This window comes from Neopoerus faecalis, assembly GCF_029218125.1.
In the GTDB taxonomy this organism is placed as follows: Bacteria; Bacillota; Clostridia; order Oscillospirales; family Oscillospiraceae; genus Oscillibacter; species Oscillibacter faecalis_A.
Map to the genome: position 1 here is coordinate 230,455 of NZ_JARFXX010000001.1, position 24,755 is coordinate 255,209.

General features: G+C 59.1%; 19 protein-coding genes. 4 read left to right on the top strand and 15 right to left on the bottom strand.

Annotated features, from left to right (window positions below):
* Window positions 1-62: 62 nt before the first annotated feature.
* The 5 genes from PY311_RS01110 to typA form a co-directional block, all read right to left on the bottom strand.
* Window positions 63-3,905 (bottom strand): S-layer homology domain-containing protein, encoded by a 3,843-nt coding sequence (locus PY311_RS01110; protein WP_286146826.1) that lies wholly within the window; start codon window positions 3,903-3,905, stop codon window positions 63-65.
* A gap of 413 nt (window positions 3,906-4,318) precedes the next feature.
* Complete coding sequence (locus tag PY311_RS01115) at window positions 4,319-5,584, bottom strand: DNA glycosylase AlkZ-like family protein (RefSeq protein WP_286146827.1); 1,266 nt, start codon at window positions 5,582-5,584, stop codon at window positions 4,319-4,321.
* 280 nt (window positions 5,585-5,864) lie between these two features.
* On the bottom strand, window positions 5,865-6,719 hold the full coding sequence (locus tag PY311_RS01120; protein WP_286146828.1) for a tyrosine-type recombinase/integrase: 855 nt from the start codon (window positions 6,717-6,719) through the stop codon (window positions 5,865-5,867).
* 124 nt (window positions 6,720-6,843) lie between these two features.
* Entirely contained in the window at window positions 6,844-7,467 is a 624-nt protein-coding gene (locus PY311_RS01125; protein WP_286146829.1) for a peptidylprolyl isomerase, read from the bottom strand.
* A gap of 60 nt (window positions 7,468-7,527) precedes the next feature.
* On the bottom strand, window positions 7,528-9,351 hold the full coding sequence (gene typA / locus PY311_RS01130) for a translational GTPase TypA (RefSeq protein WP_286146830.1): 1,824 nt from the start codon (window positions 9,349-9,351) through the stop codon (window positions 7,528-7,530).
* Window positions 9,352-9,667: 316 nt separating this feature from the next.
* Here typA and PY311_RS01135 point away from each other — a divergent pair, with 316 nt between their 5' ends.
* Together PY311_RS01135 and PY311_RS01140 are read left to right on the top strand one after the other, a co-directional pair.
* Window positions 9,668-10,837 (top strand): phosphoglycerate dehydrogenase, encoded by a 1,170-nt coding sequence (locus tag PY311_RS01135; RefSeq protein WP_286146831.1) that lies wholly within the window; start codon window positions 9,668-9,670, stop codon window positions 10,835-10,837.
* A gap of 116 nt (window positions 10,838-10,953) precedes the next feature.
* Window positions 10,954-12,372 carry a spore germination protein gene (locus tag PY311_RS01140; protein WP_286146832.1) on the top strand — a complete coding sequence of 473 codons (1,419 nt, stop codon included), beginning with the start codon at window positions 10,954-10,956 and terminating at the stop codon, window positions 12,370-12,372.
* Window positions 12,373-12,659: 287 nt separating this feature from the next.
* On the opposite strand, the gene PY311_RS01145 is transcribed toward PY311_RS01140, so the two are convergent.
* The gene (locus PY311_RS01145) at window positions 12,660-12,842 is read right to left on the bottom strand and encodes a ferredoxin (RefSeq protein WP_286146833.1); all 183 of its coding nucleotides are present in this window, start codon (window positions 12,840-12,842) and stop codon (window positions 12,660-12,662) included.
* Window positions 12,843-12,866: 24 nt separating this feature from the next.
* The gene (locus PY311_RS01150) at window positions 12,867-13,616 is read right to left on the bottom strand and encodes an ATP-binding protein (protein ID WP_286146834.1); all 750 of its coding nucleotides are present in this window, start codon (window positions 13,614-13,616) and stop codon (window positions 12,867-12,869) included.
* Between the two features lie 133 nt (window positions 13,617-13,749).
* On the opposite strand from PY311_RS01150, the gene fliB reads away from it, so the two are divergent.
* Window positions 13,750-14,766 (top strand): flagellin lysine-N-methylase, encoded by a 1,017-nt coding sequence (gene fliB / locus PY311_RS01155; RefSeq protein ID WP_286146835.1) that lies wholly within the window; start codon window positions 13,750-13,752, stop codon window positions 14,764-14,766.
* 429 nt (window positions 14,767-15,195) lie between these two features.
* Here the strand turns inward: fliB and PY311_RS01160 are convergent, their stop codons facing one another.
* The 8 genes from PY311_RS01160 to PY311_RS01195 all read right to left on the bottom strand — a co-directional run bounded on the left by PY311_RS01160 (window position 15,196) and on the right by PY311_RS01195 (window position 23,310).
* On the bottom strand, window positions 15,196-16,419 hold the full coding sequence (locus PY311_RS01160) for an ATP-binding protein (protein WP_286146836.1): 1,224 nt from the start codon (window positions 16,417-16,419) through the stop codon (window positions 15,196-15,198).
* 11 nt (window positions 16,420-16,430) lie between these two features.
* Window positions 16,431-18,092, bottom strand: coding sequence for a dihydroxy-acid dehydratase (gene ilvD / locus PY311_RS01165; RefSeq protein WP_286146837.1), 1,662 nt, complete (start codon window positions 18,090-18,092; stop codon window positions 16,431-16,433).
* Between the two features lie 24 nt (window positions 18,093-18,116).
* Window positions 18,117-19,139: a ketol-acid reductoisomerase gene (gene ilvC / locus PY311_RS01170; protein WP_286146838.1), complete on the bottom strand. Its 1,023-nt coding sequence runs from the start codon at window positions 19,137-19,139 to the stop codon at window positions 18,117-18,119.
* A 54-nt stretch (window positions 19,140-19,193) separates the two neighbouring features.
* Window positions 19,194-19,742, bottom strand: a complete 549-nt coding sequence (ilvN, locus tag PY311_RS01175) for an acetolactate synthase small subunit (RefSeq protein WP_286146839.1) — start codon at window positions 19,740-19,742, stop codon at window positions 19,194-19,196.
* Window positions 19,743-19,757: 15 nt separating this feature from the next.
* The gene (ilvB, locus tag PY311_RS01180) at window positions 19,758-21,476 is read right to left on the bottom strand and encodes a biosynthetic-type acetolactate synthase large subunit (protein ID WP_286146840.1); all 1,719 of its coding nucleotides are present in this window, start codon (window positions 21,474-21,476) and stop codon (window positions 19,758-19,760) included.
* A gap of 77 nt (window positions 21,477-21,553) precedes the next feature.
* Complete coding sequence (locus tag PY311_RS01185) at window positions 21,554-21,778, bottom strand: hypothetical protein (protein WP_286146841.1); 225 nt, start codon at window positions 21,776-21,778, stop codon at window positions 21,554-21,556.
* A 177-nt stretch (window positions 21,779-21,955) separates the two neighbouring features.
* Window positions 21,956-23,017 (bottom strand): branched-chain amino acid aminotransferase, encoded by a 1,062-nt coding sequence (locus PY311_RS01190; RefSeq protein WP_286146842.1) that lies wholly within the window; start codon window positions 23,015-23,017, stop codon window positions 21,956-21,958.
* 86 nt (window positions 23,018-23,103) lie between these two features.
* Window positions 23,104-23,310: a hypothetical protein gene (locus tag PY311_RS01195; RefSeq protein ID WP_286146843.1), complete on the bottom strand. Its 207-nt coding sequence runs from the start codon at window positions 23,308-23,310 to the stop codon at window positions 23,104-23,106.
* A 923-nt stretch (window positions 23,311-24,233) separates the two neighbouring features.
* On the opposite strand from PY311_RS01195, the gene PY311_RS01200 reads away from it, so the two are divergent.
* Window positions 24,234-24,701, top strand: coding sequence for a MarR family winged helix-turn-helix transcriptional regulator (locus tag PY311_RS01200; protein ID WP_286146844.1), 468 nt, complete (start codon window positions 24,234-24,236; stop codon window positions 24,699-24,701).
* Window positions 24,702-24,755 lie beyond the last annotated feature (54 nt).

Sequence of the window (24,755 nt, forward strand, 5' to 3'; positions counted from 1 at the left end):
AAGGAGCGGGCCTTGCTTTATCTGTTTTTTACCATGTCAGACACATGAACCATAAGGCTGTTTTACTGGGCAACAGCGGTCAGGCCGGTGATGTCCCAAACGATGGCAGCCTTGTTGAAGTTGCCGCTGACAGCCTTGAGGTCGTTGCTGCCGAAGAAGGTCACGGTGTACTTCGTGTCCTTGTCAGCGGCGTTGCCGGTCACGGTGAAGGTGGCGGACATACCGTCATCAGCCAGGGAGCCGGCACCGAAGGTCAGGGTGGTGCTGGAGGGTGCAGAGATGGCGCCGGTGACCTTCTCGGTGAAGTAGACGGTCATGGTGTCAGCGCCACCGACACTGGCATCCAGGAAGCCATTGCTGTTCTTATCCTCGAAGGTAATGTTCTTGATACCGGGCATCGTGAGCATCTCAACCTTCTTGATCACAACATCCGCATCATCATTGATGGTCACAAAACCATTCACAGCGGCGGGCGCGTTACCGTCATTCTTGAAGACGACCTCGAACTCCTCGCCGGCGATGTCGAAGGTGACCTTCATGGGCGCATCCGTCTTGGCGAGCTTGCCATCGGTGCTGTCGGGAGTGATGACAACGCCAACCTTCTCACCCTTGTTGATGCTGGCGACCTTATCAGCCTTGAAGTTGAGCTTCAGAGTGCTGTTCGCACCGGCGTAGTTGGTACCGGTAGTCGCATCCTTCAGGTTAGCCAGCGTCTTATCCGCACCAGCGACAGTGGCGGTGCTGATGCTGTAGGTCTTCGCAGTCAGGCCAGTGGCGTCGATGGTGACAGTCACAGCCTTGGTGCCATCGATCGCAGAGACAGTCAGAGAAGTACCAGTACCAGCATTGACGTCGGTAGTAGGCAGAGAGGTGGAAACGGTAGCACCGTCAACCTTGGTGACCTTGAAGGTACCGTCGTTGCTGGTCAGATCGACCTTCAGAGAGCCAACCTTAGCGGTCTTGTCACCGCCAACGGTCAGAGCCTTGCCGGCGGCGTCAACATAGTTGACAACAACCTCGTCGAACTCCTCGGAAAAGATCTCGAAAGTCAACTCCTCGTCATCGGGATAGCCAGAATCCTTGCCGGTGTAGGTAAACTCACCATTCTTCAGATCCTTGGCGATGGTCAGAGTATCGAAATACTTGCCGTTGGCAAGCACATCAACCTTCACAGTGGCATGCGCACCGTCAGCAGCATACTCGGGAGCAGTGTAGTTGATGGTGTAGCGCAGAGTGCCATTGGAAGCGACAGTGTAGTTGATGGTGGCAGAGCCCTCACCCTTAGCACTGTTGGAACCATTACCGCTGTTGGAAGCGGTAGCGGCGGTGACAGTGACATACAGCTCCTTCAGGACCTCGTTGTCGCTATCGGTGGTCTTACCGGCATAGGTGTAGGTGTAGGTGTCGGCAGTAGCCAGAGCATCCACCAGCTCCTTAGCGGTCATGTTAGCGGAAACCTCGTAAGCGGCGTCAGCGTCCTTGTTCAGAACGGCAGCGCCCTTGGTGGTAACCAGAGTGATCTTAGCGTCGGAAGCAACAACAAACTTACCGGTGCTGTTGTTGCCCGCAGCCAGAACCAGAGTACCAGCGCTCTGCTTGATGGGATCGCTGGCCTTGGTGCCAGTGCCGTAAACAACAACGTCCTTATCCTGTTTGACCAGCTGGAAGTCGGTGTAACGGTCGCCGCTCTTGGTCAGGTAGTTGGCAACACCGTAAACAGAACCGGTGATGTTCTGGATCTGGTTGTCAGCCTCGATCTTGACCTCGTCCTCGCCATCGAGCACGGTGTACTTGTAGAAGGTCTCGTTGTCCTTGGTGACATACTTGCCATCATACTCAACAACATACACGAGGTTGGAGTTCTTGTCGCCGGTGATGGTGGCAGAACCGTCAACATCGATGTAAACCAGAGAAGCATAGCCGTTGGAGGTCTTAACGACAGCAGAAACGGTAGCCTTGCTGGAAGCAGAGGTCAGCTTCACGCCGGGGAAGTTCTTCACGCCGGTGTAAACGGTGATGTCGTCGTCCTTGTCGGAGACCAGAATGACGGTATCGTCGTTAGCCAGAACGCCACTCAGAGCGCCCCTGATGGGGTTGACCTTGCCGTTGACGGAAACCTCGGTGATACCGGAGAAGGAGTCAGCCTTCTGGTTATACTTGCTCTCGATAGCATACAGAGTATACTCGTTAGCAGTGTTCTTGCTGTAGGTGTACCAGCCAGCCATGGAAGTGCCATAGTTAGCAATGGTGGTCTTGTTCTTCACGCCCAGAACTTCCTTGACGGTGATCTCAGCGTCAGTACCGTCGGCGAAGATGGCGTTAGCCAGAGCCTTGGCGTTCAGGCTGGAGGTGGAGCCGAACTTCTCGATGTACACATAGTCGGACAGAACCACGGACTCCTCGACAGCGATGATGTAGCCATACTTATCGAGAACCAGAGTAGCCTGCTTACCGACGTTGTAAGAGGTACCCTTGATGGAGTCAGCGTTGGCGTTGTACTTGTAGGTGGTGGAAGCAGCGTCCACGGAGTCGTTCAGCTTGTAGCCGGAGACCTCAACGGTCTTGACCTCGGCCTTCTCAACGGACTTCACGTCATAGCCGGAGCCGTTCTTCACGGCGGTGACCAGAACGTAATCGTCAGCCTTCAGGTCCTTGACCACAGCGTAGTCCTCGGCCTCAACAGTGCGGTCGTTCAGAACGATAGTCTTGGCAGCGTTGGTCAGGTTGTCGGCCTTGGAGCCATCCTGAGTCAGGTTGACGGACTCCTTCTTGGCGTCATAATCGGTGGCAGCCTGGAAGACATAGGTACGAATGGTGACGATGGTGACATTGTTGTCGTCGTCAACATAGATCTCGGTCAGGTCGCCGTTGCCGGTGGAGTTGACCTTGCCGGTGTCGTTCTTGTTGGCCCAAGTGGAGTCAACATCGGCAGCCTTGACCTTGGTCCCATCACCGTCGAAGTAGGTGGTCAGAGTGGCGTCGCCATCCTTCAGATCGTCATAAACGGTCTTGCCGATAGCATTGTAAACGTCAGCCTTGGTGACCTTCTTGGTGAAGGTGGCGTCGGGAGTGTTGGCATAGGTGCCGACCTCTTCCTTCTTCACGTTCCACTTGTTAGCGGGACGGCCGAAATCATCGGAAGTCTTATCCAGCTTCAGGTCCTCGAAGTACTTCTCAGCGAACTGCATCTTGCCGTCCTTGTCGATGTTGCTATCGGTCTTGCCGGTGTTGACAACATCCTTGGCCTCAGAGCCGGCGATAACGACGGTAGTGCCGTTAGTGGAAACAGAGGTCTTAGCGGAATACTCGACCATAGTAGCCTGCAGGGTGTTGAAAGCGTACAGGCAAGCCTCTTCACGGGTCACAGCCTTGACGCCGTTGAAGTCGCCGATCAGGCCGTCCTTCAGGCCGATGTTCATGGCGCGCTTGGCAACGTTGATGGACCAGTTAGCGCCGGTGTACTGCTCGACCTCGGCATCATAGCCCAGGGCGCCCAGCAGCATCTTCATGAAGGCATAGCCGGTCAGGGAAGCGGCGGGACGGAAAGTACCGTCGGCATAACCGGAGATGATGCCCTCCTTCTGGCAGTAAGCAATGTAGCCAGCGAAGGTGTGGTTGGTAGGAACATCCTTGTAAGGAGCGGCGTCAGCCACCAGGGCGGACGCGGTGGTGGGGCCAAGGATCAGGTTGCAGATGATCTTGGCGGCAGCGCCACGGGTCAGGGTGGCGCTGGGACGGAAGTCACCTTCGGCATAGCCGTCGATGACCTTCACGGCGGACATCACGTCGACAGCTTCTTTATAATTGATCTTGCTGCCGTCGGTGAAGTCCTTGGCACCGGCAGAGACGGTGACCAGAGACATGGTCATCACCAGAGCCAGTACCAGAGAAAGGAACTTCTTCATGGGGTTTCCTCCTTATAAAATGTCGAAACAGCGCCTTGGAGTCCCCGCCCCCGGGTTCCGGGTTTCGTGTCGGGGCTAGCCTGCTCGTCGATGGCTCTGAGATATCGCCGAACCGCAAGCGGTTTGGCCGATATCGGACGAGCCTTCTCCTCGCTTTTCCATCCGCAAACGCTTCGCTGGTTTGCGAATGGAGAATGGGAACGGCCCGACTTGCGTCGGGCGTTACGAGCCTACACCAAGCACGGAGCTTGGAGGCAGTTTGCCCGCAGCTTTGTTTCGCAAGCTCAATTTAGCAGGGGGCGGGCGGAATGTAAATAGATTTGCGCGGTTCGTAATTCAGATGTAAAAAAACACGGAAATAACGTAATTTCCGTGTTTTTTGTTGTTTGTAAGTGTAGCGTTTGTGGGGAGGGTCAGTCGGGGGAATCGGCGGGGAGGGCGTAGCGCTTGCCGGTGAGGACGAGGCGGCCCTCCGCCGCCATTCGACGCAGCAGCGCGGCGGTCTGCGCCGGGGGAAGGCCCAAGCGGGCTGCGATGGCCTTGCGGGCGGCAGGGCCGTTTTCCCGGAGAAAATCCAGCACGGCGGCGGGCTGGGCGTCCGGGGGCGTGACCGCATCGGCGGGGTAGTAGCGGCTGCCGACGCGGAGCACCGCGCCCTCGGCGCGGAGAGCGTTCAGGAGCGTGAGGGCGGCATTTTTCGTGATGCCGAGACGGGTCATAACCTCCTCGCGGGTCAGGGAGCCGGTTTCCTTCAGGGCGGCCAGCAGCGCACGGCGGCGGTCATCCCGGCGGCTCCAGCGGCAAAGGTCACCGAGGCTGATGTCCTCCAGCCCGCCGTGGATGAGGGCCGTGCGGGTGATGGTGGAGAGGCGGGCAAGGTCCATGGGGCGGCCGGTGGCCGGGGCCAGCATGATGCGGGGCTGGGCGGGGTCACGGCGGTGGTCCCAGGCGTCCCGAAGCTGGCGGCTGAGGCGGCTGCCCATGGGGATCTCGCGGTCCGGAAGGGTGATGACGTCGCGGTCGAAGTCCACCTGCGGCCATGTAAGCTCCAAGATCTCGCCGGGCTGCATATTCAGTTTCCAGCTCATCCACAGGGCCATACCCACAAGGGAGCCGCCCTCCTGCTGCAAAATCCGCCAAAGGAGGTATTCCCGCTCCTGTATATTGCCCGGCGGCTCCGGGCGCTTTTCCTCCTTGGGGCGGAAATATTGGGAGAAGGCGCCCCGAAGGGTGGAGACCGCCATGCCGCTGACGCGGGCGGCGTAGGGCCAGTCATGGATTTCCAACTGGCGGATGACAAAATCCTGACGCAGATCCTTCAGGCTCACCCGCAGGCCCTCGGCATCCAACGCGTTCCGGGCCAGACGGGACACGGATTCCGGCGGCATGGGGCGCTTGTAGCGGTCCGAGATCACCACATGGTCGGACACGGCGGCGTACTGCTCATGGCGCCGGCGGAGGCAGTTCAGGGTGTCGCCCTCCAGCGGCACGGTGCGGTCGGACAGGTACAGGACGCTGTCCGTCAAATCCACCTGCGGCCATGTCAGGCCCGCAATTTCCTCCCGGCTGAGGCCCGCCTGCCACGCAAGGCGCAGCACCGCGCCCTCCGGGTCGGCGGGGTGCCGCGCCAGCACCCGCTCCATGGCCGTTGCGTCCGGCCGTTTAAATTCGTAGCCCATCCCCGGTCCTCCCTGCTTTCCGGGACAGCGGCAGACAAAATAACCATTTTGTCAACAAATAGCGCTTTGCCTGTCGCCGCAGGAAAAGCAGGAGGGATTTTTTCAAGAAAAAGCGCACGGAAACAGACCGGCTCTGCGAAAAACAAGGGGCCGGTCCGCTCTCATGCGCTTCTTTTAGGGGAATTGCTTGCTTTTTTAAAGGCTTTCCGCTATGATTGGGTCAACGAACGGGACAGTGCGTGGGCCTTTGACCGCGCTGTTGACAAAATGGTTATTTTGTCTAACAGAGGAGCCGCAGCCGCTCCAACTGGCGAAGGTGCTCCGCACCGGTGGTCAGGAGGTAGAGCCGGGTGGTCTCCACGGAGCTGTGGCCCAGAATGTCCGCCAGCTTTACAACATCCCGGCACGATTCGTAAAACGTGCGGGCAAAGAGGTGGCGCAGATTGTGGGGAAACACCTTCTCCGCCGCCACGCCCGCCTTGGCGCACAGGCGCTTCATCTCCGCCCAAATCTGCGTGCGGCTCAAAGGGCAGCCGCTTTTGGTGAGGAAGATCGCGCCAAAGGCGATTTTGTTTTTCCCGGCGAATTTCAAGAGCCGCCGACAGAGACGGGCGGGAAGGAGAATCGTGCGGAGTTTTCCCTTCAGCGCAATGTCCGCGCGGCCCCGCCGGGCCGCCTCCACCGTGATATAGCGGACCTCGCCCACCCGAATCCCGGTGGCGCAGACCGTTTCCATCAGCAGCGCCAACCGTTCCCGGCCCTCTGCGCGGGCGGTACAGACAAGGCTGCGGTACTCCGCGCGGCTCAGCTCCCGCTCCGCCGAGCGAAAGCTGCGGTGCTGGAGCCGCAGCGGACGCACCCGGCAGTCCTCCCGGCCCGTCAGAGTGAAAAATTTACTCAGCCCAGCCAGCATGGCGTTGACAGTGGCGGGGGCATGTGTTTCCGCAAGGCTTCGCCTCCACTCCGCGGCGCGGCCGCGGGTCACAGGGGCCTCCCGGTTCCAGCGGGCGAAGGCTCGAACGCTGCGGACGTAATTTTCCACCGTACCGGGGCTGCACTCCCGCTGTGTCAGCTCCCGCCTGAATGTTTCGATCTGCCGCGCCGTAATAGGTGCGGGCGCTCTGCGCTGTCTCATACCGTTTCCTCCCAATCCTTTTGACAGCATTGTCGCACAGGGCACCGCCGCTGGAAAGCCGGGAGGCGAAAAAATGCCCCGGAGAGAAGTTCTGACTTCCCTCCGGGGCATTTACATTTTCAATTCAGTCGATCATGCGAACCTCGGTGATGACCGGCTGCTGATCCGCCGGGATGGTGCCGTTATCGTCCGTGGGCTGAGCGGCCTCGCAGACCGCGTCCACCACGTCCATACCGTCCGTCACATAGCCGAAGCAGGCGTACTGACCGTCCAGAAATGTGCTGTCGGCATGGCAGATGAAAAACTGGGAGCTGGCGCTGTCCATGTCCTGCGCCCGGGCCATGGAAATGGCGCCCCGGATGTGGGACAGGGGATTTTCCACACCGTTGGCGGAAAATTCGCCCTTGATGGTATTCTCGGAGCCGCCGGTGCCGTTGCCGTTGGGGTCGCCGCCCTGCATCATGAACCCGGCGATGATGCGGTGGAACGTCAGGCCGTTATAAAAGCCGGCGTTGGCAAGGTCCATGAAGTTCTGCACGGTGATGGGCGCGGCGTCTCCGTCCAGCTCCACGGTGACGGTGCCATAGTCCTGAATTTCAATTTCGGCGCGGTGGGTGCCGATGCCCTCTGTCTTAGGCTCAGTTGTATCGGTTTTAGCAGCGTCAACAACAGCCGTGTCGGTCTTGCCGCACCCGGCCATGCTCAAAAGCAGCAGGGCGGCCAGACAGATGCTCAGTAATTTTTTCATATAATACTCCTTTGCTTAAAACACAGCCCGCCGGGGATGGCTCGGCGGGCTGTACGGTTTTTACTTTTTGCCCTTCAGGGACTTCATGCGCTGCTCGTGGTTCAAAATGGCCTTGCGCATCCGCAGGCTCTTGGGGGTGACCTCCAGCAGCTCATCGTCCGCCAGGAACTCCAAGCACTGCTCGAGGCTCATCTGGCGGGGCGGCACCAGCCGCAGAGCGTCATCAGAACCGGAGGCACGGGTGTTGGTGAGCTGCTTTTTGCGGCAGGCGTTCACCACAATGTCCTCGCCTCGGTTGGCAACGCCGATGATCATGCCCTCGTACACCGGGACGCCGGCGCCGATAAACAGCGTACCGCGCTCCTGCGCATTATAAAGGCCATAGGTAATGGACTCGCCGGTCTCGGTGGAGATCAGGCTGCCCATGCCCCGGCGCTGGATGTCGCCCTTATAGGGGGCGTAGGAATCGAACACGGAGGCCATGATGCCCTCGCCCTTGGTGTCGGTGAGGAAATCATTGCGGTAGCCGAACAGGCCCCGGGCGGGAATCAGGAACTCCACCTTCATGCGGTCGCCCACAGGGGTCATTTCCACCAGATCGCCCTTGCGCTGGCCCAGCTTTTCAATGACCGCGCCTACGCAGTCGCTGGGAACGTCCACCACAAGGCGCTCAATGGGCTCGCACTTCTTGCCATCGATCTCCTGATACAGCACACGCGGGGGGGAAACCTGAAACTCGTAGCCTTCACGGCGCATGGTCTCGATAAGGATAGACAAAGACATCTCGCCCCGGCCCGCCACGTTGAACGCGGTATCGCGGTCGGTATCCGTGACCTTCAGGGAAACGTCCTTCAGCGTTTCGCGGTACAGACGCTCGCGAATCTGACGGGAGGTGACAAACTTACCCTCCCGGCCGGCATAGGGGGAATCGTTGACGGAGAACGTCATCTCCAGCGTGGGGGCGCTGATCTTCACAAAGGGCAGCGGCTCCACGGCGGAGGGTGCGCAGATGGTATCGCCGATGGTAATGTCGGGGATGCCGCTCATGGCGATGATGTTGCCGGCGGTGGACTCCGTCACCTGCTTCCGAGCCAGACCCTCAAACTCGTAAATGGACACGGCCTTGGCCTTCTTGGGGGCGGCGTCCGGGTCATGGTAGTTGCAAACGGCGATCTCCTGATTCTGCTTCAGAGTGCCGCGCTCGATGCGGCCGATGGCGATGCGGCCCACGAACTCATTATAGTCGATGGAGCTGACCAGCATCTGGAACGGCTGGTCCACATCCGCCTCGGGAGCGGGGATGTACTCCAGAATGGTCTCGAACAACGGCTTGAGGTCCGTGCCCGGCACATCGGGGGAATAGGAGGCCGTGCCCTGCCGGCCGGAGCAGAACAGCATGGGGGAGTCCAGCTGCTCGGGAGTGGCGTTGAGGTCCATCAGCAGTTCCAGCACCTCGTCGATGACCTCGTGGATGCGCTGGTCGGGACGGTCGATCTTGTTGACCACCACAATGACCCGGTGACCCAGCTCCAGTGCGCGGCTGAGGACGAAGCGGGTCTGAGGCATGGGACCCTCAGCGGCGTCCACCAGCAGGATGACACCGTTGACCATCTTCAAAATGCGCTCCACCTCGCCGCCGAAGTCAGCGTGACCCGGGGTATCCACCACGTTGATCTTTACGTCCTTATATCGGACGGCGGTGTTCTTGGCCAGAATGGTAATGCCGCGCTCCCGCTCCAGATCGCCGGAGTCCATCACGCGGTCCACAACCTCCTGATTTTCCCGGTAGACGCCGCCCTGCTTGAGCATCTCGTCCACCAGCGTTGTCTTGCCATGGTCAACGTGGGCGATAATAGCTACGTTTCTCAAATGTTCGTTCTGCATAATCTGAATGTCCTTTCCTATCTAAAGGATTTTTGCACAGCCTATTATTATAATGCACGCTTTCTCTAATTTCAATGGGAAATTTCATATTTTCCGCTGAAATTCCGAATTTTTTCCCATTTGTTTCCCCGTTCGCGGTCAAACCGCCCTTTTCGCCAAAGAACACCGGCAAAGCCCGCCGTTTTTTGACTGTTCGGACATTGATTCCCCCGGCGGTTCCGCTATAATGGAAAGTGCCTCGGCGGAAGCGGCGCAAGCGCCGCACGTTCCGGTGGGAGTAATGCGGCTCGCTGGAGCCGCCAAGGAGATCATGAATATGTATCGCATTCAAACCATGAACAAGATTTCCCCTGTGGGCCTGAACCGTTTTGACGCCGCACTGTATGAGGTGGGCGATGAGGTACAGGACCCTCAGGGGATTTTAGTTCGCTCCGCCAAGCTGCTGGACATGGAGTTCAACCCCAGCCTGCTGGCTATCGCCCGGGCGGGCGTGGGCGTGAACAACATCCCGCTGGACCGCTGCGCGGCGGCGGGCATCCCTGTGTTCTCCACCCCCGGTGCCAACGCCAACGCCGTAAAAGAGCTGGTGGTCTGCGCCATGCTGATGGGCTCCCGGGATATTCCCGGCGCTATCCGCTGGGTCCGGGAGCAGGCGGCCTCCGGCGTGGAGGTGGCTACTGTGGTGGAAAAGGGCAAGTCCGCCTTTGTGGGACCGGAGCTTTACAAAAAGACGCTGGGCATCATCGGCCTCGGTGCCATCGGCTCCATTGTGGCCAACACCGCTATTTCCCTCGGCATGGATGTTTACGGCTATGATCCCTTCCTGTCCGTGGACACCGCCCTGCGGCTGGACCGCCACGTTCATGTGGTCAAGGATATCAATGACCTTTATAAGCGGGCGGATTACGTTACTCTGCACATCCACTACACGGGAAAAACGGCCCACATGATCGACGCCGATGCCATTGCCGCCATGAAGCGGGGCGTGCGGGTCATCAATCTGGCCCGGGGCGAGATCGTGGATGATGAGGCCATACTGGCGGCACTGGATACCGGCAAGGTGGCGGTATACGTCACGGACTTCCCCAATAACCGGCTGCTCACCGCGCCCCATGTCATCGCCATGCCCCATCTGGGCGCCTCCACACCGGAGAGCGAGCAGAACTGCGCCGCCATGGCGGTGGACGAGCTGACGGACTATCTGGAAAACGGCAACATCCGCCGCAGCGTCAATCTGCCGGATATGGTGATGGACCGCAGCGGCGTGGAGCGGTTGTGCATCCTGCACAAGAATGTTCCCGGTATGCTGGCGAACATCACCAGCCTGTTCGGCCGGGACGGGGTCAACGTGGAGAACCTGAGCAACAAGTCCCGGGGCGAATACGCTTACACCATGGTGGACCTCGGCACGAAGGTGGCGGAACGCGTCATTGAGGACGTTCAGCACATGGCAAATGTGATAAGAGTCCGCGTTCTGGAGTGGTAAGTGAATTCATTTTAATTAAGCGTGGGACCGCCCTTCGGCACTCCCACGCTTTTTTCCGCTCACTGCCATAAATTTTCTGTTCCGGCGCATACTACCCCTATATTGCGGGGGTGCTTATGGAAAAACTGACTTCAAATTACGCGGCAAACGCCGCGGAGCTGGATTTGCTGTTGGGCGTAGGCCGGAGCTGCGATATGGTGAGCCGGGATTATGTCATCGGCGGGCGAAGGGCGCGGCTGTGGGTGGTGGACGGTTTCGGCAGCGACAGCATCATTGAGCGCATGGGCGCCTTCTGGCTATCCCTGAAGCCGGAGCACGTAGCAGGGCTCACCCAGATGCAGGAGTTTTTGGACCGGTTCATCACGTTTTCCGAATCCAACGTCACGTTTGACGTATCTGACGCCGTGACCTCCGTATTTCTGGGAAAATCCCTGCTGATCATGGAGGGACTGTCCGGCGCCGCGCTGATGGACGCCAAGGGCTATCCCAGCCGGGGCGTGGACGAGCCGCCGGATGGAAAGGTGCTCCGGGGCAGTCACGATGGCTTTGTGGAGGCGGTGGTTCCCAATATGGCGCTGCTGCGCCGACGCATCCGGGACCCGCACCTGACCATGGAGGGCCACAAGGTCGGCTCCCGGAGCCACAATGACGCCGTGCTCTGCTATCTGGATGACAAGGTGGACCAATCGCTGCTCCGCAAGCTCCGGGGCAAGCTGCTGGGGCTGGACATCCGGTCTCTTTCCATGGCGCAGGAAAGTCTGGCGGAGGCCATCCGCCCAAAGCAGTGGTACAATCCATTCCCAAAGGTCCGCTACACGGAACGGCCTGACGCGGCGGCGGCCAGCATCATGGAGGGTAGCATCGTTTTAATGGTGGACAATTCACCCTCCGTGATGATTCTGCCCACCTCGTTTTTCGATTTTACCCAGGAGGCCAACGATTTTTACTTCCCGCCCCTCATCGGCACGTATCTCCGTATTCTGCGGGTGACGGTATTCCTCCTCTCGCTGTTCATCACTCCGGCGTGGTATTTGATGGTCAGCGTGCCTGACCGTCTGCCGGGATGGCTGGATTTCCTGTCCTCACCGGAGCCGGTGTCCCTGAGCCTTTTGAGCCAGCTTTTAGTGGTTGAGTTTTTGATTGACGTATTGAAGCTGGCGTCCTTGAATACGCCGGACAGCCTCTCCAACTCCTTTTCCATGCTGGGCGCGCTGGTGCTGGGCGATTTCGCTGTACAGGCCGGATGGCTGGGGCCGGAGGTTTTGGTTTATATGGCCTTTGTCTCCGTGGCGGGCTTTGCCCAGCCCAGCTACGAGCTGGGCTACGCCTTCAAGCTGCTGCGGGTGGCGCTGCTGCTGGTCACGGCGGCCTTTGACGTCTGGGGTTTCGTGCTGGGCGTGGTGGGAATTTTCGTTCTGCTGTGCACCACAAAGCCGCTGGTGGGTAAGGGCTACCTCTATCCGCTCATTCCCTTCAACGGCAAAGCTCTCCGACGGCTGCTGGTGCGGGAGCCTATCAGCCGGGACAATACCTGACGGATTTTCAACACGCTGAAGCGGCGGAGCGTTTGCTCCGCCGCTTCAGCGTGTTGAAAAAGCCTCACAGAGTTTCGCGTCCGCAGACGCGAAAGCTGTAAAATTTGTTTTTTGCCGCGACCTGTGCGTGGCAGAAAACACTTTGTGCAAAGCGAGCGTCGAATTGTCCGCCATCAGCGGACAACCGAGGCGCAGAGCGCAGCGAAACTTCCTCGAAAAAGTGGCAATGCCACTTTTTCGACGGTCGCAAGCGGCGGAGCGTTTGCTCCGCCGCTTTTTCATGGACTTCAGTCCTCGATGCTGATGGCGCTGACCGGGCAGCCATCCCGGGCGGTCTCCGCCTCGGCGCGCTGGTTGTCCGGAATTTCGCCGCCGTGGGCCAGTCCGTCATCCCCCATGGAAAACACCACAGGGCAGGTGCCGGCGCACAGGCCGCAGCCGATACAGGTGTCATTGACCGTTGCTCTCATTTCCTTGCCTCCATTTTCCAAATGTCAATCCATAATGCTTCCATCCCGTCCCAGCGTCACCACCTGCCACGGGAGGAATTTGCCGCTGTTTTGCAGCGCGGTCTCCGCCGCCCGCTGAAGGCCGCCGCAGCAGGGGACCTCCATGCGGACCACTGTGACCGCCCGGATATCATTGAGCCGGAGGATGTCCGTCAGCTTTTCCGCGTAATCGCCCTCGTCCAGTTTGGGGCAGCCGATGAGGGTAATATGGCCCTTCATGAACCGCTCGTGGAAATCCGCCCGGGAAAAGGCCGTACAGTCTGCGGCGATGAGCAGCTTTGCCCCCTGATAGAACGGGGCCTGCACCGGCAGCAGCTTGATCTGGATGGGCCACTGCATCAGGCGGGATTGGGCCATGGTCTGCATGGGGGCCTCTGCCGCAGTCTGCTTCAGCTCAGCGGCCCGGCTGCCAGGACAGCCGCCCATTTGCAGCGGTGCGCTGCCGGGACAGCCGGTGCGCGTCACCGGCGCACTGCCCTTCAGCGCCTCTGCCCGCTTCTGGAGCTGGGCGGCGGCAACGGCCTTTTCGTCAAAGGCAGCGGCCTCCCGCTCCACAAAGGTGATGGCGTTGGTGGGGCAATGGGGCAGACAGTTGCCGAGGCCGTCGCAGTAATCGTCCCGCAGCAGGGCGGCCTTTCCGTCCACCATGCCGATGGCGCCCTCCTGGCAGGCGGCCGCACAGGCACCGCAGCCATTGCATTTTTCCCGGTCGATCTCAATGATTTTCCGTATCATATAGGGTATCTCCTTTTTCCTTGGCTATTCAGCCTTGTCTTTCCGTAGATAGTATCCTATAATATTTATGTAAATTCTGTTGCGTATGCAACTTTTTTTGAAAGAGCCGCTGTCAGATACAGGAGGAAGTGCCATGAAGCTGCGTGTCCCGGATTATTTTGACGATTTTTCCTGTCTGGCGGGGGCGTGCCCTCATAGCTGCTGCATGGAGTGGGAGGTTGTTTTGGACGAGGACACCGCCCGGCGGTACCGCGCTCTCCCCGGCCCGCTGGGGGAGCGGCTCCGCGCCGCGATGCAACTTGACGGAGAGGACTGGTGCTTTCCGCTTCGCGGCGGGCGCTGCCCCTTTTTGAATCAGGAAAATCTCTGTGAGGTGCACCTCACCTTGGACGAGGCGGCCACCTCTGTCACCTGCCGGGAGCACCCCCGGTTCGTGGAAGATTACGGCACGTTCCGGGAGGTCACACTGTCCGCCTCCTGCCCTGAGGCGAACCGGCTTCTGCTGAGCAGCGAGGCCCCGCTGCTGTTTCCGGAGCGAACGGACGATACGCCCGCAGAGGCGGGGGACGAATGGCTGACGTGGCTTTTGCCCCTGCGGGAACGGATGCTGGCGCTTTTGCAGAATCGCACCCGCCCTCTGAACGCTCGGCTGCGGGATATTCTGCTGCTGGCCCAAGGCGTACAGGAGCGGCTGGACGCAGAGGACGAGGATGCCCTGCCGGAATTGGTCGAAGGACCGCTCCCGGCGCATTCCGCCGCGCCGGAAACCACGGGGCTGTTCCCTTACGCCCTGCAATTTTTGGAAACGCTGGAGGTTTTAGAGCCGGACTGGCGGGACCTTCTGCACCGGGGAGAAGCGGCGGAGCCGGCACCGGTATCCGAGGCGCTTTTGGAGCGCATTGCCGCGTATTTTCTGTTCCACTATATTTTAAAGGCGGTCAATGACGGGGATGTGCTGGGGCAGACGCAGCTGTGCATTTTCGCCGTGCTGACCATCCGGTGCCTTGCGGCGGTATGCGGTCCTGCGGAGGCGCTGCGCCGGTTCAGCTGTGAGATCGAGCATGATGAGGAAAACCTGTCCGCACTGCGGGATGGTTTTTGGGCTCAAGAAGAGTTGTCCCCCGCGCATTTTTATGCCGAGCTTGGCTGACCGCATGCTTTTGTGCAGATTGCTCGTATATTTTCAATTTTATTTATTCAAAATGTAAAATATATACAAAATCTATTGACATTTTCAAGGGTTCATTGTACAGTAAAGGCACAAGGAGGGCAGTGCTTCCGAACCCAAATCCGCCGTTCCTTGAGCGCCGCTTCAGTGGGCCGCGCCGTCAAATACGAAGTGCCATCATTTAATGAATCGCGTGAGATGAGTCTCTGCACGCACCCGGCACCTCATGGATTGGCAGCCAGTGTTCTGCAGCAGCGGCAATATAGATGGAAGCAGAGGTAACCATATTGAAAGAAACACAGCAGAAGTAGCCCCCATTCGCCGTTGGAGCGAGTGGGGGCTGATGCTTTTTCAGAATAAAGTTTTTATTGGCAGTCAGAAAGCAAAAATTTGCTTCCTGACTGCCGTTTTTCAGCGATCTAATTGATTGACAAACTGCTGCGCCGTGCGGCCGGAACGGCTGCCGCTGCGGACCTGCCATGTGGCGGCCGCCGCCCGGAGCTGCTCGGCAGTCAGGTCCGTTCCTGCCCTTTCGGAGAGGATGGAGACGATTTGCTGATATTCCTCAAAGGTGGGGGCAGGATAGAAAAGCTGCAAACCGAAGCGGCTGGCAAGGGACAGCTTTTCCTCTACCGTATCGGAGCGGTGGATGTCACCGTCATGCTCTATATCGCTGCGGTCGCTCCACACCTCCCGCACCAGATGGCGGCGGTTGGAGGTGGCGCAGATTCGCACGTTTTCCGGCGGGGCCTCCGCGCCGCCCTCCATGACCGCCTTCAGATATTTATAGGAGGTCTCGTTTTCCTCAAAGGAGAGATCGTCCAAAAACAGGAGAAAGCGGTAATTGCGGCCCTTGATCTGCCGCAGAAGCGCCGGAATAAGGTCATACTGCTCCTTATAAACCTCAATAAGCCGCAGCCCCTTCGCCGCGTATTCATTGGCAATAGCCTGTACGCTGGTGGACTTGCCGGTTCCGGCATCGCCGTAGAGTAGGACATTATTGCCGCCCCGGCCATGCAGAAATGCCTCGGTATTGCGGACCAACTGCTCCTTTTGCTGCCGGTAGCCTACCAAATCCGCAAGGCGCACCGGGGGCTGGTCCCGCACTGGGAGCAATCGGACGCCATCGGCCTCCCGCCGGACGCGGAACACCTGCCCCAGCCCTAATTGACCGACGCCGTGGCTTTGATAAAAAGCAGTCAGACAGTCCAGCAGCGCCGCCGGGGAGGCGGCGTCTGCCAGCGCGGCGGCCAGCTCCGTCAGCGGAGCGCTTTCCTTACCCTGGCGGCTCTCGTGGTGAAAATTTCGCAGAAGAGGCCATGGCCCCTCCTCCGGCGGGGCGGACAGCAGGGCATGGAAAACAGCCATGTCCGCCAGCGCCAGCGCGCTGAGGGTGTCCTCCGGGCCGGTGCGGCGCTCCCATGAGAGGGAGAAAGGGTTCTCGTGCTCCGTCAGCGTCCACGCGATGCAGCAGCGCCACAGGTCGCCCTGCCAGCCGTTTTCCACCGCCAGCGCCACCACCTCCGCCTGCGCCGCCGTGCGGACGGTCTCTGCCGGGTCCATGAGCCGCCGCAAGAGGCTCTCCGGCGTCTGGCGGTACAAAAGCAGGCGGTCCAATGCTTCAGCCGTGTTCATACACCGCTCCCTCATTCCAGAATGGCGCCCCTGTCGGCAGAGGACACCAGCTTGGCATATCGGGCAAGGTAACCGGTTTTGATCTTCGGCTCAGGACAGACCCAATTTTTCCGGCGCTCCGCCAGCTCCGCGTCCTCCACGCACAGGTGGAGGGAGCGTCCGGGAATGTCGATCTCGATGAGGTCGCCCTCCTGCACCAGACCGATGACGCCGCCGGAGGCAGCCTCCGGGCTGACGTGGCCGATGGACGCTCCCCGGGTCGCGCCGGAGAACCGGCCGTCGGTGATGAGGGCCACATCCTTGTCCAATCCCATACCGGCGATGGCGGAGGTGGGGTTCAGCATTTCCCGCATACCGGGGCCGCCCTTGGGTCCCTCGTAGCGAATCACCACCACATCACCGGGATGGATGCCGCCGGCGTAGATGACGGCGATGGCCTCCTCCTCGCTGTTGAACACCCGGGCGGGGCCCTTGTGCCGCAGCATTTCCGGGGCCACGGCGCTCTGCTTCACCACGCAGCCGTCCGGGGCCAGATTGCCGAACAGGGCGGCGATGCCGCCGGTCTTGGAATAAGGCTCCTCCAGCGGGCGGATGAGACTGGTGTCCAGATTCTCCGCCGTTTCCAGGTTTTCCCCTACGGTCTTACCCGTTACGGTGGGCAGCGAGGTATCCAGCAGACCGGCCTTGGTCAGCTCCTTCATCACGGCCCAGACGCCGCCGGCCCGGTCCAGATCCTCGATATAGGTGTCGCCGGCAGGGGCCAGATGGCAGAGGTTGGGAGTTTTGTCGCTGATGCCGTTGACCATGCGCAGATTCAGCTCCACCCCGGCCTCGTGGGCGATGGCGGGGAGGTGGAGCATGGTATTGGTGGAGCAGCCCAGCGCCATGTCCACGGTCTCGGCATTGTGGAAGGCGGCCTTTGTCATGATGTCACGGGGACGGACGTTCTTTTTCACCAGCTCCATGATCTTCATGCCGGTCTCCTTGGCCAGCCGCAGACGGGCGGAATACACGGCGGGAATGGTGCCGTTGCCCCGCAGGGCCATGCCGATGGCCTCTGTAAGACAGTTCATGGAGTTGGCGGTGTACATCCCGGAGCAGGAGCCGCAGGTGGGGCAGGCATTTTCCGTGTAGTCCGCCACACCGGCCTCGTCCAGCTTTCCTGCGTGATAAGCGCCCACCGCCTCGAACATATGGCTCAGGCAGGTGCGGCGGCCATCTCTGAGACGGCCTGCCAGCATGGGGCCGCCGGAGCAGAAGATGGTGGGGATATTCAGCCGCGCCGCCGCCATCAGCAGGCCCGGCACGTTCTTGTCGCAGTTGGGAATCATCACAAGTCCATCGAACTGGTGGGCCATGACCATAGCCTCTGTGGAGTCGGCAATGAGGTCGCGGCTCACCAGCGAATACTTCATACCCACATGGCCCATAGCGATTCCGTCGCACACGGCGATGGCCGGGAACATCACCGGCGTACCGCCGGCGGCCCGGACGCCGGCTTTCACCGCCTCGGCGATCTTGTCCAGCCCCATGTGGCCGGGAACGATCTCGTTATAGGAGCTGACCACGCCGATGAGGGGCCGGGAAAGCTCCTCATCGGTATAGCCCAGCGCATACAGCAAGCTGCGGTTCGGCGTACGCTCCACGCCGGTCTTGATCTCATCAGAACGCATAGCTTTCTCCTCCGATACCTCTTTTTAGTCAGATGCCGTGTCGAGATTTTTATCACCACTCCAGATCATGTTGCGGCGCAATTCCTCGCCCACCAGCTCCATGGGGTGCTTTGCCAGTTGGTCCCGCTTGGAATTGAAGAACGTGCGGCCCCGGCTCTTGTTCTCGGCGATCCAGCGGCCGGCAAACGTACCGTCCTGAATATCCGCCAGCACGGCCCGCATCCGGGCCTTGGTCTCCTCGTGAGGCAGCACCCGGGGGCCGGAAAAGTACTCGCCGAACTCAGCGGTATCGGAGATAGAGTAGTTCATCGCGGCCACACCGCCCTTATTGATAAGGTCAACGATAAGCTTCATCTCATGAATGCACTCAAAATAGGCGTTTTCGGGAGCGTAGCCGGCCTCCACCAGCGTTTCAAAGCCGCACTGCATCAAATCCACCACGCCGCCGCACAGAACGGTCTGCTCGCCGAAGAGGTCCGTCTCGGTCTCATCGTGGAACGTGGTCTCCATAATACCCGCCCGAGCGCCGCCGATGCCGGCGATGTAGGCCAGCGCGATCTCATAGGCCCGGCCGGTGGCGTTCTGCTCCACGGCTACCAGACAGGGCACACCCTTGCCGGAGACATAGGTGGAGCGGACGGTGTGGCCGGGGCCCTTGGGGGCCGCCATAAACACATCCACACCGGCAGGGGGCACGATCTGCTTATAGCGGATGTTGAAGCCGTGGGCAAAGGCCAGCGCGTTGCCCTCCTCCAGATAGGGGGCGATGTCCTTTTTATATACGTCGGCCTGCACCTCATCGTTGATGAGCAGCATCACAACGTCGCCCCACTTGGCGGCCTCGGCAATGGTCTTGACAGTGAGCCCCGCGGCCTCCGCCTGGGCCCAGTTCTTGGAGCCTTCCCGCAGGCCCACGCAGACCTCGCAGCCGGAGTCCTTCAGGTTCAGGGCATGGGCGTGGCCCTGAGAGCCGTAGCCGATCACAGCGATTTTCTTTCCGTTGAGATAGTTCAGGTCGCAGTCCTTTTCGTAATACATCTTAGCCATGGTTCTTTCTCCTTTTTCTTTCGTTTTTAGTTTTTTATCGTAAAATGCACAGATTTACAGCATTTTTCCCAGATTGAATTCCAGTGTTTCCTTCCGTTCGTCCTGAATGGTATAGCGGCCCCGCTCCAGCGCCACCATGCCGGTGCGGACCATTTCCAGAATACCGAACTCCCGCAGCAGGTCGGTGAGGGCCTCATTTTTCGACTCCTCGCCGATGACTGCCAGCGTCATGGAGGTGGCGGAGACATCCAGAATGGACGCCCGGAACACATTGGCAAGCTGAATCAGCTCGTTGCGGATGCTTCGGTTCTCCGCCCGGACCTTGCAGAGCACCAGCTCCCGGCGGATGGAGTGCTCGTCCGCCAGCAGTCGGACGGAGTGCACCGGCACCATTTTGGATAATTGGTTGCATAAAAGCTCCGTCTGGCTGTCATCGGTAATGACCTCCAGCGTCAGGCGGGAAAGGCTCCGGTCCTGCGTGGGACCCACCGCCAGCGATTCGATATTGAAGCCCTTTCTTGAAAACAGGCGGGAGATCTGTGAGAGCACTCCCGGCTCATTGTCCACCAGAACGGAAAGGGTACGCAGCGCTGTTTCCATCATTATGTCCTCCCCTCCTCAGCTCAAAAGAAATTCCGTAATGTGATGACCGCCGTTGACCATGGGGTGCACCATTTCATCGGCGTTGATGGCGCAGTCGATGACATAGCCCCGGCCCTGCGCGCTTTCCGCCAGCGCCTCGGTCAGCGCCTCGGCCAGTTCGCTGGGCTGCGTGACCCGCCGGGCCTTCAGGCCGAAGGCGTCCGCGAACTTCACAAAGTCCGGGCTGCGGTTTTCCAGCGAAGTCTGGGAGTAGCGGCGATCGTAGATCAGGCTTTGCCACTGGCGGACCATGCCGAGATTGCGGTTATTGAAGATCACGGTGATGACCGGGAGGCGGTAATACGCCTCGGTGGCCAGCTCGTTGCCGTTCATGCGGAAGCACCCGTCGCCGGTGATGTGGATGACCGTTTTCTCCGGGTTGCCCTGCTTGGCGCCGATGGCGGCGCCGAGGCCGAAGCCCATGGTGCCGAAGCCGCCGGAGGTCAAGAGCTGGCCGGGATAGTCAAAATGAAGGTGCTGGATGGCCCACATCTGGTGCTGGCCGACGTCTGTCGCCACGATGGAGTCCTGCGGGCACAGCCGGGCAATAGCGGAGAGCACCTGTTTGGGGGTCAGGACGCTCTCACTCTCGCCGTATTCCGTTTCCCGGGGAAACGAGAGCACAAAATTCTTCCACTCCTTATGGTCATACTGGGGCAGACGCTCCAACAGCAGCTTTAAAACCTGCTTGGCATCTCCGATGATGTGGTGGTCCGTCTGGACGTTTTTGTTGATCTCCGCCCGGTCGATGTCGATGTGGACGATTTTCGCCTGATGGGCGAAGGTCTCCGGCTTCAGCGCCACTCGATCGGAAAACCGGCAGCCCACGGCGATGAGCAGATCACAGTTGTCGCAGGCCATGTTGGAAGCCACGGAGCCGTGCATCCCGATCATGCCGGTGGTCATCACATCCCGGCCGGAGACACCGCCGCCGCCCATAACGGTGATGGCCACCGGGGCGTCGATGCGGCGGACAAACTGCCGGAACTCCTCATGGGCTCGGCTGCGGACCACACCGCCGCCGCAGATCAGCATGGGCTTTTCGGACGCCGCGATCATCTCCACCAGCTTTTCCACATCCCCCAGGTCGGCCTCCGGCATCTTCAGGCTGCTGGTGTAGGCCCGGTGGATGAGGGAGGCTAAGTGCCCGGAGGCGGCGTGCCGCTCCAGCGGCAGATATTCATATTCGCACACAGCGGCGGTGACATCCCGGGTAATATCCACCACCACGGGGCCGGGGCGGCCGCTGCGGGCCAGTGCGAACGCCTCCCGCACGGCGTCCGCCAGCTTGGCTACATCCCGCACAAGATAGGTGGATTTTGTGATGGGCATGGTGATGCCGGTGATGTCCACCTCCTGAAAGGCGTCCTTTCCAATGAGGTTCTGCGGCACATTGCAGGAGATAAAAACTACCGGGGAGGAATCCATGTATGCCGTGGCAATGCCGGTGGTGAGGTTCGTGGCGCCGGGGCCGGAGGTTGCAAAGCACACACCCACCTTGCCGGTGCTGCGGGCATAACCGTCCGCGGCGTGGGCCGCGCCCTGCTCGTGGGAGGTGAGAATATGGGTGATCTCCCTATGGTCATAGAGGGCATCATATACGTTGAGAATGGTGCCGCCGGGATAGCCGAACACGGTATCCACGTTTTGTTCCAGCAGACATTCGATCAATATCTGCGCACCTGTGAGTTTCATGTCAATTACCTCCTGAAATGGGTCTGAACGCAAAAAAGCGGCCCCGCCGAACCGGCGGGGCCGCTTGCTCCTTGTGCTTACGCGCTGAGCGGCTGCTTATTTTCACACCGGCCATATTCACTTGTGCCAATAATGCTGATAATGATAATCAGGCTGATAATCATAATAATGGCAGCAAAAATGGACGCCACGGCAGTGGCGTCCATCATGGCGGCGGTATGCACGTTGGAGGCAGCGCAGGAGAGGAAAGCGCCTGCTTTGGCAGCCGCCATCATCACATGGTTCATCAGCATGGTCATCATCCTGTGTGCCTCCTTTCGTGTCGGTTTTGTAAGTTGGGGTTACTGTAGCACGGGTACGGACAGTTGTCAATCCGTTTTCGACAGGTCGGCCTTTCTTTTGTCGCACCTGCTCAACCTTGTGGGAAAATATGCCGGGATTTTGTGGGTTCGGACAGTCCGTCCGTGCCACAGCCGCTCTTACAGGCGGCAGGTCCAGCCGTGGGGGTCCTCCGCCGTGCCCCACTGGATTCCCGTAAGGGTATCGTAGAGCTTCTGGGCCAGGGGGCCGGTCTGGAAGTTGTTGATGGTATAGACCTTATCGCCGTAGGTCAGCTCGCCGATGGGGCAGATGACCGCGGCGGTACCGACGCACATGGCCTCCTCCAGTGTGCCGTTCTCCGCCGCCTCAAACAGCTCGTCCACCGTGATGAGGCGCTCCTCGGCGGGCGTCCCCCAATCCCGCAGAAGCTGGAGGCAGGACCGGCGGGTAATGCCCGGCAGGATAGATCCGGTGAGCATGGGCGTGACGATCTTGCCGCCGATTTTGAAGACAACGTTCATGCCGCCACCCTCTTCCACGTACTTATGCTCCACACCGTCCAGCCACAAAACCTGAGAATAGCCGTTGGCAAAGGCCCGCTCGCCGGCGCGGTTAGACGCGCCGTAATTGCCGCCGCACTTGGCCTCGCCGGTGCCGCCCCGGACCGCTCGGACATCCTCGGTTTCCACAATGATCTTTACCGGCTCCATGCCGTTATCAAAATAGCTGCCCACAGGGGAGAGCACCACGATGAACATAGCCTCGTGAACACCATGCAGGCCCAGCTTTGCGTCCGTGCCGAACAGGAACGGGCGAATATAGAGAGATGTGCCGGGCTCGGAGGGGACAAAGCGCTCGTCCACCTTCACCAGCGCCTTCACCGCCTCCAGCGCATCCTCCGGGGGCACCACCGGCAAGCCCATGCGGATACAGGAGTTCTTCAGGCGCTCCATATTGTCCCACGGACGGAACAGCTGCACGCCGCCGTCCGGGCGGCGGTATGCCTTCAAACCCTCAAAGACCTCGGCGCCGTAGTGGAACACGCAGGCGGCCGGAGACAGGGAAATATTCTGGAAGGGGATGATGCGGGGATCGTACCAGCCCTTTTCATCACTGTAGTCCATGATGAACATGTGGTCGGTATAGTGGATGCCGAAGCCCAGCTTGTCCGAGGGGGTCAGCTCCATGGGGTGTGTTGTTTTGGTCACGCGGATATTCATATCTCTTTCCTCCCGAAAAATCGTAAATCAAATTAAAAAGCGGCCCCGCCGGATCGACGGAGCCGCCTGTTTCTCATGAACGCCATTCAATGGCCTGTGAGATACGCGCTGTTCCGATGTCCGGCAAAGCTGGCCCGTACCAGCAGAATAATGTGCAAAAGAATGGACGCCGGCAGCAGACCGGCGTCCAGAAGCAGGGCAGTATTGTTTTCCGCAGAGGCAGCATGGCAGGAGAAAGCGGCACAGCCGCGCTGTGCAGACGTATTCACGGAAGCCTTGGTATCATGCGTCATCCGATTCTCCGTCCTTTCTCCGGGCAGACCGCCCTTTGATTGGCTGAAGTGTAGCACAGCGGAAAATGCAAGTCAATAGAAACGGCAACCCTTGTCCGCAAGATCGGTAGGATGCCCAAGAGGGCGGCCGCCGTATCCCGCAAAAATTGTAGGATACGCAAAGAAAATCCGGCGGCGGACGCCGCCCCTCGGCAGTGGGGATTGAATCGGCGGCGGAAATCTGGCATAATAAAAGAAAAACACCGTACAGGGAATGAAACTTGCCATGAAAAATATTTGCATTGGGATTTTAGCCCATGTGTGAGCAAATCCCTCGCTCTGCGGCGCAGACAATGCAGGAGCGGTGTATTTGTGAGGGCAGATAATGAAAAGCAAGGGGATCGAACTTGCTGAAAGATCGGCAAAATTTAGAATGAGGCTGCACCTTAATAAGCTGTTTTATTATAAAAGTCAGTATTTATGCGGCTTTGCGGACGTTTTAAAGCACAGTGCATTATAAGGTGTGACCCGAACGATGCTGCTCCTAAGCGGTAGACGCCAGTTAGACTCTGGCTGGGGATGGCAAGCCGGGGAAAGCGTCAGAGAACTTGCTCCGGCTCTTTTGAAATTGAAGCGTACTCTCGCGGTTATATTTGTTTTCACGCCGGAAACGCCGTGCTGAGCTGTTCATTGATCTATTGTGAAACAATCGCAGCACTTTGCTCTGCACGTTTGAAAGGAAAGCTGTCGTAATCTTCCTGCGATATGGCGGTTTGTGCATCTGAAAGCAAGTTACTTGACAGATGCCCATATTAAAAGTATGATAGGTAAACTAAATATCAAACTGCTTGGCAGGACTGTGAGGAGGGTGGCGTGATACGAAAGAGAAAGGTCATGAGAATGAGGCGTTAAATCCAAATGCGATCAACCAGATCTTACGCAAGGTGAATCATCATGCGGGTGACCTATATGATTTTCTGATCGTTGCCAGCGGTATGACCGGTGCGATCCGCATGAAATCCCACGGGACGGAATTGACCATGATGGAGATCCGGGTGATCATGATGATCGGAGACTATCCGGGAATCACAGCGACTCAATTAGGGTATTACTGGAACCGCAGCAGGGGAGCCATTTCCCAGATCCTGAAAAAAATTGAGGCAAAGGGTTTTATCTATAAGGAAAAGAGCGAAACGGATGAAAAGGTTTTCCGGCTGTATACAACGGATTGGGGAATGGAGATCATCTATAATTTTGTGGCAAATGATTTTGAAGATTCGACCCACATTGTTAAAAGCTTGCTGGAGGTCTGCTCGGTAGAGGAGCTGCGGGCTTTCTACAAGGTGATCAACTGCTATCGGAAGATCCTGACCAATGATCCGGAGCGCAGATGGGGATGCGTTAATCAGTAAGGAAATAAAGATGGAAGCACCGGTGTATAGAGCGTCTATACACCGGTGCTTTTT